The 18,178-nt window shown below is 51.0% G+C and carries 12 protein-coding genes; 6 read left to right on the top strand and 6 right to left on the bottom strand.

Annotated elements, in window-relative coordinates; genetic code table 11:
• Positions 1 to 118: 118 nt before the first annotated feature.
• The 6 genes from HMPREF3016_RS10035 to HMPREF3016_RS10010 all read left to right on the top strand — a co-directional run bounded on the left by HMPREF3016_RS10035 (position 119) and on the right by HMPREF3016_RS10010 (position 9,698).
• A complete protein-coding gene (locus HMPREF3016_RS10035; protein ID WP_070535111.1) occupies positions 119 to 1,744 on the top strand; it encodes a BCCT family transporter in 1,626 nt (541 codons plus the stop codon).
• A gap of 144 nt (positions 1,745 to 1,888) precedes the next feature.
• Positions 1,889 to 2,299 carry a hypothetical protein gene (locus HMPREF3016_RS10030; protein ID WP_070741921.1) on the top strand — a complete coding sequence of 137 codons (411 nt, stop codon included), beginning with the start codon at positions 1,889 to 1,891 and terminating at the stop codon, positions 2,297 to 2,299.
• A gap of 122 nt (positions 2,300 to 2,421) precedes the next feature.
• Positions 2,422 to 2,679 (top strand): preprotein translocase subunit SecG, encoded by a 258-nt coding sequence (gene secG, locus HMPREF3016_RS10025; protein WP_172461380.1) that lies wholly within the window; start codon positions 2,422 to 2,424, stop codon positions 2,677 to 2,679.
• A 247-nt stretch (positions 2,680 to 2,926) separates the two neighbouring features.
• Positions 2,927 to 4,306, top strand: coding sequence for an SWIM zinc finger family protein (locus tag HMPREF3016_RS10020; RefSeq protein ID WP_070627788.1), 1,380 nt, complete (start codon positions 2,927 to 2,929; stop codon positions 4,304 to 4,306).
• A gap of 66 nt (positions 4,307 to 4,372) precedes the next feature.
• Positions 4,373 to 7,027: a DUF6493 family protein gene (locus HMPREF3016_RS10015; protein WP_070741918.1), complete on the top strand. Its 2,655-nt coding sequence runs from the start codon at positions 4,373 to 4,375 to the stop codon at positions 7,025 to 7,027.
• A 22-nt stretch (positions 7,028 to 7,049) separates the two neighbouring features.
• Positions 7,050 to 9,698, top strand: coding sequence for a DUF6493 family protein (locus HMPREF3016_RS10010; RefSeq protein WP_070741916.1), 2,649 nt, complete (start codon positions 7,050 to 7,052; stop codon positions 9,696 to 9,698).
• Between the two features lie 54 nt (positions 9,699 to 9,752).
• Here HMPREF3016_RS10010 and HMPREF3016_RS10005 read toward each other — a convergent pair whose 3' ends face one another.
• From HMPREF3016_RS10005 to HMPREF3016_RS09980, 6 genes are all read right to left on the bottom strand, one after another.
• On the bottom strand, positions 9,753 to 10,718 hold the full coding sequence (locus HMPREF3016_RS10005) for a 6-phosphogluconolactonase (RefSeq protein WP_048754064.1): 966 nt from the start codon (positions 10,716 to 10,718) through the stop codon (positions 9,753 to 9,755).
• Positions 10,711 to 11,697, bottom strand: coding sequence for a glucose-6-phosphate dehydrogenase assembly protein OpcA (locus tag HMPREF3016_RS10000; protein WP_048754063.1), 987 nt, complete (start codon positions 11,695 to 11,697; stop codon positions 10,711 to 10,713). The genes HMPREF3016_RS10005 and HMPREF3016_RS10000 overlap by 8 nt, the downstream gene beginning before the upstream one ends.
• On the bottom strand, positions 11,694 to 13,241 hold the full coding sequence (gene zwf, locus HMPREF3016_RS09995; RefSeq protein ID WP_048752215.1) for a glucose-6-phosphate dehydrogenase: 1,548 nt from the start codon (positions 13,239 to 13,241) through the stop codon (positions 11,694 to 11,696). Before zwf ends, HMPREF3016_RS10000 begins: the two co-directional genes overlap by 4 nt.
• A gap of 212 nt (positions 13,242 to 13,453) precedes the next feature.
• Positions 13,454 to 14,560, bottom strand: a complete 1,107-nt coding sequence (gene tal, locus HMPREF3016_RS09990) for a transaldolase (protein ID WP_013399030.1) — start codon at positions 14,558 to 14,560, stop codon at positions 13,454 to 13,456.
• Between the two features lie 109 nt (positions 14,561 to 14,669).
• The gene (tkt, locus tag HMPREF3016_RS09985) at positions 14,670 to 16,781 is read right to left on the bottom strand and encodes a transketolase (protein ID WP_070741913.1); all 2,112 of its coding nucleotides are present in this window, start codon (positions 16,779 to 16,781) and stop codon (positions 14,670 to 14,672) included.
• A 354-nt stretch (positions 16,782 to 17,135) separates the two neighbouring features.
• On the bottom strand, positions 17,136 to 18,047 hold the full coding sequence (locus HMPREF3016_RS09980) for a heme o synthase (protein ID WP_070742073.1): 912 nt from the start codon (positions 18,045 to 18,047) through the stop codon (positions 17,136 to 17,138).
• Positions 18,048 to 18,178 lie beyond the last annotated feature (131 nt).

Raw genomic sequence — 18,178 nt, 5'->3', positions numbered from 1 at the left:
TTTAAATTTAATTTAATTAAATATAATTCAAATGGTTTTTGTGTGTTTAAAATGTGTGGTTTTGTGGAGTCTTCGAGATTTGTTACACTTATGCCTAAGCGTTTTAGGAGGGTGAGATATGAAATCACGCAAGTATACGTCTGTTTTTATTGGTTCATTAATTATTTCATTAATATTAGTGGCTCTGGGTTTTGTTCCGGGTTACGAGGCAGTTTCTAAAAACTGGAGGGCGCTGATCGGAACTGACTTCGGTTGGTTTTACCTCCTGCTTGTAACTCTTATAGTATTGGTCTGCGGGTTTTTTGTTTTAAGCCCTATGGGGCAAATTAAGCTTGGAGAGCCTGACTCAAAGCCCGAGTATTCCACTGGTTCGTGGATTGCCATGCTTTTCTCGGCTGGTATGGGTATCGGTCTAGTTTTCTATGGTGCTGCCGAGCCGCTTTCACACTTTGCTAACAAAACTCCGCATGCTGCACCGGAGTCACAGCAAGCAATGGCGGATTCCTTCCAATTTACGTTCTTCCACTGGGGTATACACGCCTGGGCTGTGTACGGTATTGTGGCTATGGCTTTGGCATATTTCGGTTTCCGTAAGGAAGAGAAATATCTTCTTTCTGTCACACTTAAGCCGCTTTTCGGTAAAAAAACCGATGGCTGGCTGGGATATATTATAGATATTGTTACTGTGGTGGCAACCGTTATTGGTGTGGCAACCACGCTTGGCTTCGGTGCTATTCAGATTAATGGTGGGCTGAGCTACCTCACTGATAATGCCATTCCTAATAGCATGGAGGTACGCACTGTTATTATCGTAGTAACCACTGCTCTCTTTGTGCTCTCAGCTCTTTCGGGGCTGGGTAAAGGTATTAAAATCCTTTCAAATCTTAATATGATTCTGGCTATCGCACTTCTGGCGATTGCTATTGCGGTTGGCCCTACCGTCAAAATTTTTGACAATATGTCGGAATCCATCGGTCTATACATGCAGAACTTTTTCGAGATGAGTTTCCGAACCGCCGCATTTAATGGTGACGAACGCGCCTGGATTGATACCTGGACCATTTTCTACTGGGCATGGTGGATCTCTTGGTCGCCCTTCGTTGGCCTCTTCATCGCCCGCATCTCCAAAGGCCGTTCAATACGTGAGTTTATTACTGTAGTACTTCTGATACCTACCGTCTTAAGCTTCATCTGGTTCTCCACTTTCGGTACGATGGCTAATACGGTACAGCAGAACGGTCTAGAGAATCTGACGAAACTAGAGGATGAACAACTGCTGTTCGGCACGTTCAAACACTACCCGCTGGGTATGTTAATGTCGATCATCGCAATCATCCTGATCTTTACCTTCTTCATTACCTCCGCAGACTCAGCAACTTATGTGCTCTCAATGCTTTCTGAAGATGGGCGTCTTATCCCCACTAACGGAAAGAAAGTTGTGTGGGGTGTTATCGTCGCGGGTATTGCAACCGTGCTGCTGTATGCTGGCGGGCTAGACGCTCTGCGGAATACGCTGATTATTATTGCGTTACCCTTCGCCGTTGTGATTGCGTTAATCGTGGTGGCGCTAATAGTTGAGGTGTATCACGAGAAGGTTCAGATGGGTCTGTCGATCTCGCCTAAACGGTATCCTGAAAAGGGACAGCCCTTCAAATCTTATGAACCTTACGAGGTTGAAGACTCTGAAAACGATCAGATATCAGAAGAAAAGTCTGAAGCAAAAGTGGTTCAAAAAGAATCATAAATTTTTAGCATCGTAAAATAAAAGACCTTCCCAGGAGTCGGTTATCACTCCTGGGAAGGTCTTTTATTTGTGGAGTAGCAAACTGTAGCTACCCTATAAGCTAAGTTCCTGCATCCCGGAAACTCAACCCGTTAGACTTTAACTATGTTTGCAATTATATCCCTTGTCGTTGCAGGTCTTTTGGCGGTCATAGTGGGCCTCATTATTCGAGGCCGACGAGTCTCTGCGCCTACAGCTGAGACTCCGCAGATCGTGTATTTTGAAAATAAACGTGATAGTTTCCTGGACTGGCTGTACCATCGTACAAGTTCCCCAGAAGTGCCCGTTCAGGTAAAACTACGCGATTGGGTAGACTTGGGATTCTATGCCGAAGGCGGCAACTACTGGGGTGTAGCCCAACAATTTACGTACTATCTTGTTCAGGGCGGTTATGTTTACGCCTACGATACTGAGGGAAATCCACTTGATGCGGGGCGAGCACTGCGAGACCGTCCAGATGCATTTCAGCTTACCCCCAGCGAATATCAGCGGCGTGTCACTCAGTTTAGGCAGTAATTTAGCCCTTCGCTCTACGCGTTATTACGTGTTAGAGAATGACCACAGAGTCTCTATACCGTATAGTTATTAAAGTCTGCCATGGGACAGGCTTTATTATCGACCTATTAGGAAGGCCCGCTGTGGACATCATTATGAATGTGCTTTTGGTAGTCATCGTGATTACCAGCATTATCACCGTGCTTCTGGTGCTCTTGAACCGCGGTCAGGGTGGTGGCTTGTCCGATATGTTTGGTGGCGGTATGACCAGCTCACTGAATTCTTCAGGTATGGCTTCTAAGAACCTAATCCGTCTGACCATTACAGTTACCGTTATTTGGGTTATTGCCGTGGTGCTTTACGGCCTAGCACTACGTTTTAACGGACAGTTCGTCATATAGACTTTATATATTTCAAGAAGCCCCGGCAGGTACATCTGCCGGGGCTTCTTATATGTCCTACTGTAGTAATTATGGAGATTGTCGGTGCATAAGATGACGGAGGATCAAGTCATGACGAGTGTCTGATATAGAGACAAGTAGATAATATTTTCCCTGGGATGACGGAAAAGAGGCCAAAACTTTCGGGGTTCAGGCATAGTAGTGATAAGGCGAAAACTTAGCATATCCAACCACTGAAGGGATCGCCATGGCACAGACTCTAACCTATACATATCTAAACCCTTCTTTACTGCATGAACAAGACGGCAGTCTTGGACTTGCTTTAGCAACTAGCGGTGGCAGCACACCGGAAGGCGCGGCGGCACACCCTTACTTCTTCTCAGGATTCATGGAGCCCCCTGATGTAATCGCGGCGTCGCTATTGGTGGTTGCGCGCGTGGCCCGCACCCGCTACTACACCCCACCCGGCATGGTCGCCGCCATTTTGCGGGCTGCCGACCCGGTAGTGACCAGCACCAGCGAGGGACTCCGGTTTGAATCCTTTAGCGCCTGCTGTGGTGTCTACGCCCGACTTGACGTAGACTCCTCCGCCCTAGATGCCACCTACAGTGCTGTGGGCGTGACAAATGTGGACGTGAATCCGCCGCTTCGCACTGCTTTAGCTTCTCTCCGGGCTGGCGAACCTCTCCACATGGATGTGGGGAATGATGGGGTGCTGACCACCACCCTAGACGGTGAAGTGAAGGAAGATAAAGTGCCCCTGCCAGTACGCTGGCTCAAAGGGTTCGCCGAAACACAGATGCTCTCGTCCCTGATGAAGCCCACTCATTCTCTGGACGGGGCAGCAGCTCGCATGTTCATCCAGGGGCTGCCGCGCCGATCCGCCACGAAAAGCGTCATGTGGGCAACCCGTGCGGTGCGTTCACTGAGGCTGGCTACCCGAGCCACCGTTGGGTCGGTGTGTGTGGCCGGACCGGAGCGGCTGCGGGTGCTTGAGCCGCTCATCCGCTTCATGACCCGTCTGGAAGCATACAGCGAACCGGTCATCTCAGGTAACACCCCGGTGTCAAGCGTGTGGGTGGCCCACTTGCCAGGCGCGCGCCTGAGCATTGGGCTGAGTCCCGAAAAATCACGCGGATTCTCAGGAGAAGGTTCTGTGTTGCAGGCGCTCTCCAATCCGTCAGTTGCTGAAAATGCGGATATGCTTAGTGTGCTTCTCTCCTTTGAGCCGCGTATTGAGGTGCCCGTCATGTCTGCACGTAGCGGGCTGAACGATACTCAAGTACGCGACGCCCTCGCGTTACTGGCATCCTCCGGACAGGTCGGTTTTGATGTGCAGGCAGGGGAGTACTTCCACCGGCCGCTGCCCGTGCAGGCGGATGCTCTGCAGGCTATGCATCCGCGGCTTGTGAGTGCCCAGAAACTTATTGACTCCGGTGCGGTGCGGGATTACGGAGACGGCACCTATCGCGTACAGTCGCGGGACACGTTCTACACGGTAACCCCCGCCGAGAAAATCGAAGAATACCGGTGCACCTGCCCGTGGTGGGTGAAATACCGGGGCACCCGAGGCCCCTGTAAACATGTACTGGCGGTAAGCATTAAACGTCGCGGCGGACTGAATTAGCCTGATACCGGGTTGCATCCGCAAAGAAGCATATTTTCCGTACACACCCAAATATACAAACAGGTAATGATGGACGAGAAGAACTATTCGCAGCACACGAGCCTTGGAGAGCGTCGAGCCCGCCTGCGGGAGCTCATGAAACGTGACGACGCAACCGTTGAGGATTATCACGCGGTGATTAGCGGGGCGGCAGAGGAAGAACGCGCGTCGTTGGCAAGGACGCTATCGCCCACGAAACTTGCGAAAGCCCGAGGGGAGAAAGCAGCTTTGGCCGCATATGCAGTAGGGGCTTTAACCTCTTCGGCTCCGCGTGCGGTAAGGATCATAAGTGAACTTTTTCATCCTCTTCGAGATAAGAATTTTAATATTATTCCTGAGCCGCCTATGCCTGCTACTGAGCAGCTCTGGGAATTCTTAACTCAAGGGGTAATAGAACGATCCGATGAGTGGGTTCTGCATTTTGTTGAAGAATGTTCAGACGATTGGTCCATACGTTCCTGGACACACCTTAATAAACTTATGCGTGAACATTCGCTGACGAGCTTATCGCCAGGGTATCTTTACATGATGATGAATGCCGTCCCACACGTGAGAGAAAAGTCTGCGGAAGAGTATCAGAATATAGAGCAGTTCTTCCGTCACGATCCTGCGCTGCTGGAACGAGAATTTTGGGATGCTTTCACAGCTGAAGGAGTACTCGCACAGTCTAGGTGGGATCCCACCTTGCAGCCTGAATATCGAAGTTCGTCGTCATTTTCGGCTCTTGCTCAGGTGATGTGCGAAACTTTTCCAGATATTCGTCCCAGGCTCTTGGATGAAACGCTCAAAGGTCTCCTGCGCGACTACTCGGCCCACCATGTGCGGCATTTTTATCGGTCCCATGCTGCTCTGCAGCCAACACCTCAAGAAATTAAGGAGCGTTTTGCGCTCTACCTTTCGGTGCTGGGGACGGCGTATAGCCCAGCTATCGCCATGGCGCAAGATCTGTTGGAGCAGGCAGTTTACGAGCTTTCCGACGCGCAAGCACGTGAGTTCATTGAGGTTTCAGCAACAGTGCTGACGCGCACCGAAAAGAAAATTCTGCATGCTCAGATACGGCTTCTTTCTCTACTGCTTAAAGTCCACCCCGAATGTACTGAACAAGTAAGCCAGACAGTACAGGATGCTTTCAAGTCTATGCCCCTGGATCTTCAAGACAAGGCCCAGAAGCTCATCAACGATTCGGTGCAGGAGCCACCCATACCTCAGAACGCAGCGGGGAGCATCACGGTACCGGATATCACCCCGAAGGATCGTGAACCGCAGGGGTGCTTGACGCCTCGACCGCCTATCACTACGGATCGGGAACTAATGGAATGCCTGGCAGCAACCTTCCAAGGAGGCGATGGCACCGATATTCCGCGCATCCTGGAGTACTTGGAACATGCCGAGAGTCTGGAAATAAACGATGCAGAGCAGAAGCTTCTCTGGGAAGCTCGTGAACTTCTCATAGAAGAATCATTCGGTATTTATACCCTCTCCAGTCCCAATATCCCGTACCTTGCCATTGCGGCACTCATCAAAAGCGGGCAGATACAACACGCTGATATTGCTAAGATACCGATCATCCCCACCTGGTATACAGAACGTCTCTACCTCAGCGATGAGCACGGGGACCCGGTGATAGTAGATGAACAGACGGCTAAGAAGTATCACCCTCGTCCCTTTAACATAAAAGTTACAGGGACAGAACTTCGTCTCAATGAGCGTGGACCTCATATGCTGCTGATGGAGCAGTTGTTCGCCCTGATTTTTGCGGATCAAGACGCAGAAACCAACATAGTGGCCGCGCCTTTTGCGCCCCAGCGAGTAGCCCTTGAACGCACTACGGGTACAGTCCTCACCCAGTATTGGGAATCGCTATATCTTGCTCGGGAGTACAGCTTCCCTCTGCAATTCCCGCTGTGGGTTGGAACAGATACACCCGATGCTGCCGCGCTCTCCGTTGAAGCTGCTGCGTTTAACACCAACAGCACGCAAATCGAGTACGTGCACCGTATGGTGGAATCAAAATACTATCCTGCGTACCGCACGGTCATGGGGTGGTACGGCTGGCTGATGCAGAACAACCCAGATATTTTCAGCGCACAGACCATGCCTATTCTTGTGGCAGCTATCCATGCCCATAATGCTTATGGCGCCGATATCATCATGCGCATCCTAGGTGATATGCACCGAGCACTGGGTGCCGCCTCCTACAGCGCACTCGGGCTTGGTGCTAGCGCTAAAACTACCGAGGTGCGCGCCAATGCTGCGGAGGCGCTCGCCTCCCTGGTGGATCGGGGCATGTTCGATACTACTTTATTCGCCAAAGAACTGTGTTGGCTGTTGGGCCAGCACCACGTGATGGCTCAACGAATTGAGCAGACATTTAGGGATGCTGCGTTGATTAGCCCCTTGGCGGGCTGGCGGATTATGCAGGTACTGGAAGGCATACTGCCTGTCGTGGGCGAGGTTAACCGGGGCGGTACGCTGGTGCAGCTCTTGGTGCAATTAGCGGGGGAGTACGGTGTCAGTATCGAGATTCCTGAGGTTTTGCGGCCCAAAATGAAAGGATCGACCGTGCTGGCGAAAAGTCTGCGTGCGCTTGAAAAGCTGCAGCCTCATCCGACCGAGCTTGCGGAGCAGGCCCGAGACCAAGCCCAAGAACTGCTGGACCAACACCGCTGCGCACAACCCTAAACGCAGAAACTGAGAGCCCGTTATGACACCAAAAATACCGCAACCTAGTCTTACGGAACGTCGCGCCCGCCTGCGGGAGTTGCTGAAACGTGACGATGCCACCTTCTGGCAATACCATGAAGTTCTCACCGGTGCCACCGAGGATGAGCGCAAGAGCCTTGCACGCACACTTTCCATTAAAAAGCTCATAGACCACTACAGCCGTGAAGGAACGACCGAGCAGCGGCTTGTGTGCGTCTACACGGCGGCCGCACTGGGTGGAACCTTCAAACATGTGGGTGTTGAGCTCTTAAACCTCATCGGCCGGGGATTACCCGGTGAGGCGAACTGGAAGTTTTCAACCGCTGAATCGGAACAATACCTTAGCCAACGCACAGAAGCCATGATGCTTGGACTCAGCGAACGTGATAACACCTGGATAACCGGGTTCGTTAACGAGCGTGGCTATGGCAGGTTTGGTTACGACTTGCCCACGCTCTGGGTGCAGATACATCAGCTTCTTCACGAACGCGGACTTACCAATACCACGCGCTCCTACCTCTGGGGGTTCGTGACGGCCGTTCCTGACATGTACATTGGCTCATCCGAGAACCGGGAAGAGGTTATCTCTTTCTTCAAGAACAACCCTCAGACGCTAGAACACGAAATGTGGGCGTGTTTCACAGATGAAGGGCTTCTGCGGAAAGAGTGGTCAGGGCGTGAAAACGCGGACACGCTCGCTCTCTTCCACATGCTGCAGGAGAATTTTGACGGATTCCGTGACCGCCTGCTTACTGAATGTCTGAAGGCGATGCTCCGCGACTTTTCTGCCAAGAACACCAGTATCTTTCACCACATCTATCGGGGGATGAACCCCACCCCAGACGAGCACCTTGGTAACACCAATCTGCTCACCTCAGTGCTCACTACCGTTCCCTCAACCTCCGTGGGATTGGCTCAAGAAATGTTGATGTCATGCGTCGAAAAGCTGACCGAACCCCAGATTCATGGCTTACTTAATGTCTCTCGCACCGTGATGCTTCGCACCGAGAAGAAAATACTCCGGGCGCAGATCGCACTCCTTGGCGCTATTGCTAGAACGCACCCCGAGTATACTCAAGATGTGGACGGCTTGATGAGGGAAACCGCAGAATCTCTACCGCCTGATCTGCAGCCCGCTGCGCAAACACTCATGTCTCCTGCTGAAGCCGCGGCGGATAAAACTAGCGCACCGTCTCACGCGGAGCAAGTAATGGGCAGCGTCATGATTCCCGAGAATCTGCCGCAACTTTTAGAGCAGCACGTTTCAACCCCACAGGTGCATATTTATACTAGTGATGCTGAGTTTATGGATGGTCTTATTCCCTGTCTCCAAGGCACAGGTGACGGTTCGCAGCTCCCGCAACTCATTGATTATTTAGCGCATAATCCTCGCATTACTCTTGATACGGCCCAGCAGGACTTTCTGGCTGAACGATGCGTGAATTCCGGTATCCGCTCGGGTACTCATGCGTTAGGCAACTATCTGACGTACCGGGTAATTGCCCCGCACCGAAAACTTTTTAAAAAACTGCCGCAAGGTTTTACCGGGTACCGGCATGAACTCCATACCGACCCCCAGACTGGCGAAACCATCCAGCCCTACCAGGTTGAACACACTGGATCTCTGGGGCGTCAAAAACCCCGTATAGAGAAAACGACCACAAATTATCGTGGACCGGCGGGGCTCTGTCAAGAGCAGATTAACTGTTTAGAACATCCAGAAAACCTTGTATTTGCGCCTATACCTCACGCAGAAGAGAGCACCTGGACACGCCATGTTGAACCTCTCACTTACCGCCCGCGTCCTCACAATATGTACGACCAAGCCTATGCTGAGGCTCCCAACGGCAGCCTGATGATGTGGCTTATTGAAGATCACGAACTACCGACCGCACAGATGCCTTTCGCACAGGCGGCTCTGAACACGGCAGGCATTCCGGAAGAGTTTATGCACCGTGCTGTTCAGGCAATCGACGATTTTCACTGTACCCTTATGCAATGGTATGCGTGGCTTCTGCGGAATAACCCCAATACATTGGCAGCGCAGAGCATGCCGTTCGTCACTACAACAGGATTCCAGAAACACGTCAAGGGGCTTGACGCCCTACTGGATACCATCACCCACACACATCAGGTTCTGCAAGACCCCGCCTATTCCGTGTTGGGCTGGCTAACTGGTGCAGCAGCAGCTGAGCACAGGGCTCTCACCGCCGAATCTATTGCCGTTCTTGCGGGTCGTGGAATGCTCAATACTTCTTTACTTGCGGATGAACTGGCCTACCTGCTCCGAGGGGGATGGGTTAAACCAATACGGGCAGCCAGCTGTTTACAGGACGCTGCATCCATTAGCCCGCTGGCGGGGTGGCGAATTGTGCAGGTGCTAGAGAACATGCTGCCTATGGTAGGTGAGATAAATCGGGGCAGTGCCCTGGTGCAGCTTTTATTGCAATTAGCGGGGGAGTACGGGGTGAGTATCAAGATTCCTGAGGTTTTGCGGCCCAAAATGAAGGGTTCAACTGTGCTCGCGAAGAATCTGCGGGCGCTCGAAAGGTTAGAACCGCATCCGACCGAGCTCGCGGAGAAGGCACGGCAAGAAGCAAGTAACCTCAATACTTTCAATAGGGTGAATGAGACTAGGGACGCGAAATAAAAGTGGGAGTCATAATCCTAAGACCGTAACCCCCACTAGAAAAATTTGTGGATCCTAAGCTAGCGATTCTTCCGTCGCAAAAATCAGGGTCTGTTTCTGCCCACGAGCCCCGATAGCTGGAGTTTCTAGGAGCATATCGGCAGTAATGTTCTCAGCAGGAACCTGTGCACTCTTGAGAAGACGGGTTGTCGCATCCTGTTTATCACCGCCGGTAATCAAAAAGAAAATATGACGCGAATTATTGATAACCGGCAGTGTGACAGATACACGTTCGCTAGGTGGCTTAGGGGAATCCTTGACCATTACCGTCACAGCTTTAGCGCCGTCCACAGGATCCTCTGGTAAACCTGTGCCCAGAAGGATTTGCTGCCGATTGGGAAATAGCGAAGCGATGTGACCATCAGGCCCCATCCCTAGGAGCGTAACATCAAAAATGGGGACAGGCCATATATCCGAGCCGCCGCCGCATCCACAACCACCGCAGCCGCAGCCGCCTCCAGATTGCTGAGAAGCAGATCCCCCGTGCCCTTCCGCTAATGGAAGCTCGGATGCCCCCTCAGGCATCTCAACACGCACGGGTTCGGCAGAACCCGCAAAATTGCGCATTTCGTAGGCATAGTGCTCGGCAGCAGCTTCAACATCAATCACGACATCGGAAGGACCCATACGATGCGCGTTTTCAACCGGAAAACCAAGATCTACTAAATCTGCGAGAAGCGCCTCAATTGCTTGTCCATCGTTCCGATCCGGATCACGCTCGGGAACAAAGCGTTCATCCGAGAACCAGAAATGAACGCGCGACCAGTCAATATCCTTAACACGTGGAGACTGAGCCCATGCACGAAGAGTAGCAATGCCCATCGTGCCACCTGTAAGAGAGACATGAGCCATGGTACGTTCCGTGAGTACATGCTCAATAACATCTAAGATACGCGTAGTGGCATCAGAGGCAAGCGCCTCCCGAGAAGGATGCGCTATTAAAGTTGGAGTACTCTCACCAATATTGTTGATCTTAGGCATCGAAAACCTCGGGAAATTCAGAAGTATTAAGGAAAGGTTCAGCATCGCACTGAGCAGGATGCATTTCCAGAGTAGGAAATGCCGACTTTAAAACTTCCCCATACATAGTGTCAGGGTCAAGTCGGCGTAATTCCTCAGAAATACAATCCGCTAGAGTACGAACTGGTAGTGGAATCTGCTGATCAGGTGTATAGGGAGTTTCAATAATAGCGATATTCTTGCCGGGGCGGAACATTATCGTTTGCCCATCTTCACGCTCAATAGCTACACGGTAAAGACCCCGTTCTGCTGCGCCGATGGTTGCAAGATGAACCTCAGCCTCGAGTTTCCAGCCAAGCCAAGCGCCAAGGAGCACAACCGAAGGAGACTTCTCAGAACCCCAAACCACTACACGCTTAACAGGAGAGTAAGGCATCTGCTCCAAAAGAGCTGCCAGTTGGGTACGCCACAGCGTCAAACGTGTCCAGGCAAGATCGCTATCCCCGGCCTGATAAACCTCAGAAAGATGCGTAAGAACAGCCATCGGATCATATGCGCGTGCCGAATCTGTGATGCGGCGCTGTGCAATCCTACCAATTGAATCCTCACCCGGATTCTCAGGGACGGAATGCGGCCACCACACAACAATAGGAGAATCCGGCAAAAGCAGGCCAGAAATCAACGATTCTGTCGGCGTTGATGCACTACCCCAGCCGCGCAGAATAATAAGCTCAGAAGCGCCGGCCTCTCCACCCACATGAATCTCGGCATCCAGTTGATCGGGCGCATCACTATTATGCGCAATATGCACAATGATACGACTTGGGTGCTCATGCGAAGCACGAATAGCCGCATTAATAGCCTCTCGGGAATGACCTTTCTCTGCAAGCACTACCAGCGTAAGTACGCGGCTGCTGCTAAGACTACCATTAGATGCCAGAAGATTAGAAAGCTCCTTTGAAATAGCAGAAACATTCGTGTGTTGCAGATGCGAAATCACGGGCGCCTCCAGGCACGGTTATCACGCTCAAGCATCTTCTGAGCCGAACGTGGACCCCATGAACCGGATTCATAGGGCTCGGGTTTAATCTTGTTCTCTTCCCAATATTTCTCAAATGGATCCAAGATCTTCCACGAAAGTTCAACCTCCTCGTGGCGAGGGAACAGCGGCGGTTCACCTAAGAGCACATCCAGAATCAAACGTTCATATGCCTCAGGAGATGCTTCGGTGAAGGCGTGTCCATACCCAAAATCCATATTGACGTCGCGGATCTCCATCTGAGTACCGGGAACTTTAGCTGCAAGACGGATCGTCATACCTTCATCAGGCTGCACACGGATCACGATAGCATTCTGTCCTGCAGGAACCTCACTCTCCTTACCAAAGAGACGGTCAGAAGATTTCTTGAAGAGAAGCGCAATCTCAGTTACTCGGCGACCCAGCCGTTTACCCGCACGCAGATAGAACGGAGTTCCTGCCCAGCGGCGGTTGTCAATATTGACTTTAAGAGCTGCAAAAGTTTCTGTGCGTGAGTCCGCAGGAATATCTTTCTCATCAAAGAAACCATTTACATGTTCACCGCCTTGATAACCGGGAGCATACTGGCCGAGCGCGAAAGAATTTTCCAGATCATCAATACGTACCGCTTCCAGTACCTTAGCCTTTTCAGCGCGAAGATGCTTAGAATCAAGGCTAAGGGGTTCCTCCATGGCGGTTAGAGCCAACAGCTGAAGCAGATGGTTTTGAATCACATCGCGTGCAGCGCCCACACCATCATAATAGCCAGCACGAGAACCAATGCCGATATCCTCAGCCATCGTAATCTGCACGTGGTCCACATAATTTGCGTTCCAAACCGGTTCAAACATCTGGTTTGAGAAACGCATCGCTAGAATATTCTGAACGGTCTCTTTACCCAGATAATGGTCAATACGGAACACTGAATCCGGGGGGAATACACGTTCCACAATTCCATTAAGTTCACGCGCTGACTCTAAGTTGTGACCAAACGGCTTCTCAATAACGACACGACGCCACCCGTTCCTGGGATTATTGTTCGCGTTATCGCGTGAGGCTAAACCGTGCTCGGCAAGCTTCGACAGCACCTGTTCGAAAGCCTTCGGCGGAATAGAGAGGTAGAACGCATGGTTCCCTTGGGCGCCAAGTTCATCGAGCTCAGCAAGAGTATTTTTGAGACGTTCAAATGCGGCATCATCATCAAAATTACCGCGAACAAACCGCATACCCTTCTGAAATTGGTTCCAGACATCCTCACGGAATGGGGTACGCGCATTTTCTTCCACAGACTTACGCACATAGTTACGAAAATCATCGTTATCCCACTCGCGGCGCCCATACCCAACAAGACCAAAACTTGGGGGCAACAAACCACGATTCATTAGGTCATAGACCGCAGGGAGCAGTTTCTTGCGGGCAAGATCGCCCGTGACGCCGAAGAACACAAGTGCGGAAGGACCCGCAATACGAGTGAGACGTCGATCGCGCGAATCTCGTAGCGGATTCGACTCATGACCGGTATGCAAGATAGATTCCTTTGATTGCTGATAATGTGCACATTCACCCTGCGATACTTTATATATCCTTGGGGCACGTATCCCTGCATCTTACCGCTTTGATGGTAAAGAGAGACATCTGATGGCGAGCGCTGAAGCTAATTTTGTGCTATTTATAGCGACAGCGCTCGCCTTATGAACTTTAGAGAACGGGTATAACGAAAAAAATTATTCACTAGTCACTAACGTGACTCACTAAGTGCTTTCCGTACGGTTTCCAGAAGCTCTTCCCACGAAACGTCAAACTTTGCAAGACCCTCGGTTTCGAGCTTATCCACAACCTCTACATATGAGATACCCAGACGCTCGATATCGTCCAGAATCTTGTTGGAGTTCGTATACTCACCGGTAACAGTATCTCCCGTGATTTCACCATGGTCAGCAACAGCGTTCAGAGTTGCTTCAGGCATGGTGTTGACAGTGTGTTTAGCGACCAGACCGCTAACGTAGAGAGTATCTGGAAGCGCCGGATCTTTGACTCCAGTAGATGCCCAGAGCGGGCGCTGAACGTTGGCACCATGAGATGCCAAACGTGCCCAGCGTTCAGAAGAGAACATCTCTTCAAAAACTTCATATGCCAGCCGAGCATTTGCCAGACCGGCCTTACCCTTAAGCGCTAAGGCCTCTTCAGTACCGATTTCATTCAGACGGGTATCTACCTCGCTATCTACGCGGGATACGAAGAATGATGCGACCGAATGGATCTTAGAGAGATCCTTACCGTTTTTGAGTGCTTCTTCAAGGCCGAGCATGTAAGCGTTAATGACTTCACGATAACGTGTTAGTGAGAAGATGAGAGTCACATTAACGCTGATTCCGGCTGCAAGAGTCTTAGCAATAGGCTCCAAACCTTCGACGGTTGCGGGAATCTTGATCATGACATTCTCACGGCCTACACGCTCGTAGAGTTCTCGTGCCATTTTCTGGGTTCCCTCGGCATCGCGGGCAAGGCGGGGATCAACCTCAATAGAAACCCTGCCGTCGTAACCTTTAGAGGCAGAATATATGGGTTCGAATACGACACAAGCAGCACGTACGTCGTCAGTAGTCGCTGCGAAGACAGCTTCTTCAACGTCTGCGCCGGATGCGGCAAGCTGGCGCATCTGCTCAGCGTAAGCAGCACCTTTTGAAAGTGCACCGGCAAAGATAGTAGGGTTGGTAGTGACACCCACGACGTTCTTAGCGCTGATGAGCTCTGCAAGACTGCCACTGGTAAGACGGTCGCGGGAAAGATCATCAAGCCAAATGGAGACACCAGCTTCAGAGAGCTTTCGAGTCGAATCACTCATGAAATAAAACCTTCAATCTAAATTAGTCAATATGGACGGGTGAGCATTAATGAGCTATGCAAGATGCAGCGCATCAGGACTCACCGAAAAACTTTAACTTGCCGACTGACTATTTGACCGCGGCGATAGATTCTTCAGCAGCAGTCACGACGGTTTCAGGGGTAATACCAAACTCACGGTACAAAGTCTTAGCATCGGCAGAAGCCCCAAAGTGTTCAATTGAGACAGCACGTCCTGCAGAGCCGAGCAAATCGTACCAGCTCATGCCCAAACCGGCTTCAACTGAGACGCGTGCTGCAACCGAGGAAGGCAGAACTGATTCTCGGTATTCGTTTGACTGCTCGTTGAACCATTCACGGGAAGGCATTGAAACAACTCGGGCTGCAATGCCTTTTTCTGAGAGCTTGTGGCGGGCTCCGAGGGCAATTTCAACTTCGGACCCAGTTGCGATTAGGATGACATCTGGAGTTCCCTCGGTGTCAGCCATAACATAACCTCCCCGGGCAGTTCCTTCTGCGGAAGCAAATTTTTCGCCTTCAGTGTCTGAATGAATATCCTCACGAGCCCAAACCGGTAGGTTCTGGCGAGAAAGTACTAGACCGGCAGGGCGGTCTTTCTTCTCAAGAATGGTGCGCCAAGCAACTGCAGTTTCGTTCGCATCTGCTGGGCGTACAACGTCGAATCCAGGAATTGCGCGCAGTGAGCTGAGATGTTCGATCGGCTGGTGGGTGGGCCCGTCTTCGCCAACACCAATGGAGTCGTGAGTCCAGATATACAGTGCAGGTACACCCATGAGAGCTGAAAGACGGACTGCAGGACGCTGGTAATCCGAGAATACGAAGAACGTCCCAGAGAAAGCACGGGTTGGCGAAGATAGTACGATACCGTTCACAATTGCGGCCGCCCCCTGCTCGCGAATACCGAAGTGCAACACACGACCGTAGGGGTTGCCGGTCCAATCCTCCGTACTGTGCGAAACCGGGTTGAATGATTCAGCGTTGTTGATAGTGGTGAGGTTAGAACCTGCTAGATCGGCAGATCCACCCCAAAGCTCAGGGAAAGTATCAGCAATAGCATTAATGACTTTGCCGGATGCTGCGCGGGTTGCTAGTGAAGTACCCGGCTCAAAGACAGGGAAAGCAGCCTTATAATCAACTGGCATTTCGCCTGACACCAGGCGGTTGTACAGCTTTGCCCGCTCGGGGTTAGCCTGAGCCCATGCCTCAAATTTTTCATTCCAGACCTTATGCGCAGCAGCCCCGCGTTCACGAAGTTCACGAGTATGCGCCAGAACCTCATCCTCAATGAAGAAGCTCTTTTCGGGGTCAAATCCTAGAACTTTCTTGGTTTCAACGATTTCTTCGGCCCCCAGCTTTGAGCCGTGAACGGACCCAGTATTTTGCTTGTTGGGTGCTGGGTAACCAATGATAGTACGCACCTCAATGAATGAAGGCTTATCCGTGACCGTTTTCGCGCGCTCAATAGCGTTGTAGAGTTCCTGCACATCTTCAACGTAGTTTCCGGTCTTGGCCCAGTCCACGCGCTGCACATCCCAGCCGTAGGCCCGGTAACGAGCTGGCACGTCTTCGGTGAATGCAACGTCAGTGTCTTCTTCAATAGAAATATGGTTGCGATCCCAGAGTACGATGAGATTGCCCAATTCTTGGTGCCCAGCAAGCGCACTGGCTTCTGCCGTTACGCCTTCCTGAACATCGCCTTCGGAGGCGATACAGTACACATAATGGTCAAAGGGAGAAGCACCAACCGGGGATTCGGGGTCGAAAAGACCACGCATATAACGTTGAGCATATGCAAAACCAACAGCAGAAGCGAGCCCCTGACCCAATGGACCAGTCGTAATTTCTACGCCCTTGGTGTGCTTATATTCGGGATGTCCAGGAGTGAGCGCATCCCATGTGCGAAGAGATTCTAGATCCTCCATCTCAAGACCATACCCACCCATAAATAATTGGGTGTAGAGAGTCAGCGATGTGTGACCGGGGGAGAGGATGAAACGATCGCGACCTTCCCAACGGTCATCGTTGGGGTCTTGGTTCATGACCTTTTGGAAGAGTAGATAGGCAACAGGAGCAAGGCTCATGGCGGTGCCGGGGTGACCTGACCCTACTTTCTCAACCGCATCGGCTGCCAATAAGCGAGCAGTATCAACCGCACGCTGGTCTACCTCAGTCCATTCGAACTTTTCGTTAGGGTTAGTCACGTATTGTCCCTTCGCTTAGTGGTACGTCATGCATGAAGTGCACAAACAATAGTAGTCTGTGAACGCTGACTGCAGCAGATATAACTCAAAAGATAGGGTGCGTATTCCATGAGCACTCTCAACAAGTAATCATGTACATAGCATCTATAAATCTATCGTGAAATTCTACCTTCTTAAGAATAGTTCACCATCCTAGTGTTTATAGTATGTTCGTATGATGTTTTGGCAACTTATGCCTCACGCTGAACTTACATACCTAGGATGCTCTAGCCTAAGCTCCACGTAGATAAGTTTCAAAATAGACCACCCGTATCTTGAGATAGCTGCTTTACTCGCCTCAAGATACGGATGCTCTTAGAAAATAAAAGATTCTAATATAGGTTGCCCAACAAAAGGATCGATTGCCAATGCAATGAAAAGAATCGTTAGGTATGTGATGGACCCGAAAAATACCACCATAGCGGTACGGCTTGTCGCTACCTGCTGGAGAGCTAAATAATGGAGCTTGTGGCAGTGGTAGAGGAACCATGCACCAGCGGTAGCCGCGCTAACGCCGTACAGCCAGCCCGCGCCTCCAATAGGGATCAGTAGAAGCGAACAGATAACCATAGCCCAGCCGTAGAGTACGACCTGTACAGACACTGTTTGAGCGGGAGCGATAGCACCCAGCATAGGAACACCGGCTGCTTTATAATCCTCCGCGTATTTCATAGAGAGTGGCCAATAGTGCGGAGGAGTCCAGAGGAAAATTACTGTAAAGAGAATTAAAGCTGGCCATTCAATGGTATTGCGAACAGCTGCCCATGCAATTAGAACAGGCATACACCCGGCAATCCCACCCCACACAATATTCTGAGTAGTGCGCTTCTTTAAATACATGGAGTAGAAGACTACATAGAGCAAAATAGCGGCAAGCCCTAAAAGCCCAGAGAGGGGATTTACCATAGTCCACAGATATACGACGGAGATAACAGCAAGTGCCCATGCGAAGACGAGTGCTTCTCGGTCTGTTAGCTCTCCGGTAACTAGGGGGCGTTTTTCGGTTCGCTTCATTTTTCGGTCAATATCACGATCGATATAACAGTTGAAAGCGCAGGAAGCGCCAGCCGCCATGGCTCCGCCAAGAAGCGTATTTATGACTAACCAGAAACTGGGCATGCCGTGTGCCGCAAACATCATTGTAGGGGCGGTTGTTACTAGAAGAAGCTCAATAATTTGGGGCTTTGTCAGGTGAATATACGCTTTTATTTTGCGCCCCAAGGTCATGTCCCTTGTTGCCCGCGGAGTAGGTACAGTCACCTCTGACGCCGCATGCGTGGAGGACGGAACCTCCTGAATTGTGTAACCCTTCATGATGGGCTCCTTGACGTGTGTGCGTGTGCCTAATCTGCGCGTAT

It is taken from the genome of Rothia sp. HMSC065D02, assembly GCF_001815285.1.
GTDB classification, from domain to species: Bacteria; Actinomycetota; Actinomycetes; order Actinomycetales; family Micrococcaceae; genus Rothia; species Rothia dentocariosa.
This window is presented reverse-complemented; position numbering and strand designations above follow the sequence as displayed.

Excerpts from the sequence above, each read along its gene's own strand:
- HMPREF3016_RS10035 (WP_070535111.1), top strand. The coding sequence starts at position 119 with ATGAAATCACGCAAGTATACGTCTGTTTTTATTGGTTCATTAATTATT.
- HMPREF3016_RS10030 (WP_070741921.1), top strand. The coding sequence starts at position 1,889 with ATGTTTGCAATTATATCCCTTGTCGTTGCAGGTCTTTTGGCGGTCATA.
- HMPREF3016_RS10020 (WP_070627788.1), top strand. The coding sequence starts at position 2,927 with ATGGCACAGACTCTAACCTATACATATCTAAACCCTTCTTTACTGCAT.
- HMPREF3016_RS10015 (WP_070741918.1), top strand. The coding sequence starts at position 4,373 with ATGATGGACGAGAAGAACTATTCGCAGCACACGAGCCTTGGAGAGCGT.
- HMPREF3016_RS10010 (WP_070741916.1), top strand. The coding sequence starts at position 7,050 with ATGACACCAAAAATACCGCAACCTAGTCTTACGGAACGTCGCGCCCGC.
- HMPREF3016_RS10005 (WP_048754064.1), bottom strand. The coding sequence starts at position 10,718 with ATGCCTAAGATCAACAATATTGGTGAGAGTACTCCAACTTTAATAGCG.
- tal (WP_013399030.1), bottom strand. The coding sequence starts at position 14,560 with ATGAGTGATTCGACTCGAAAGCTCTCTGAAGCTGGTGTCTCCATTTGG.
- HMPREF3016_RS09980 (WP_070742073.1), bottom strand. The coding sequence starts at position 18,047 with ATGACCTTGGGGCGCAAAATAAAAGCGTATATTCACCTGACAAAGCCC.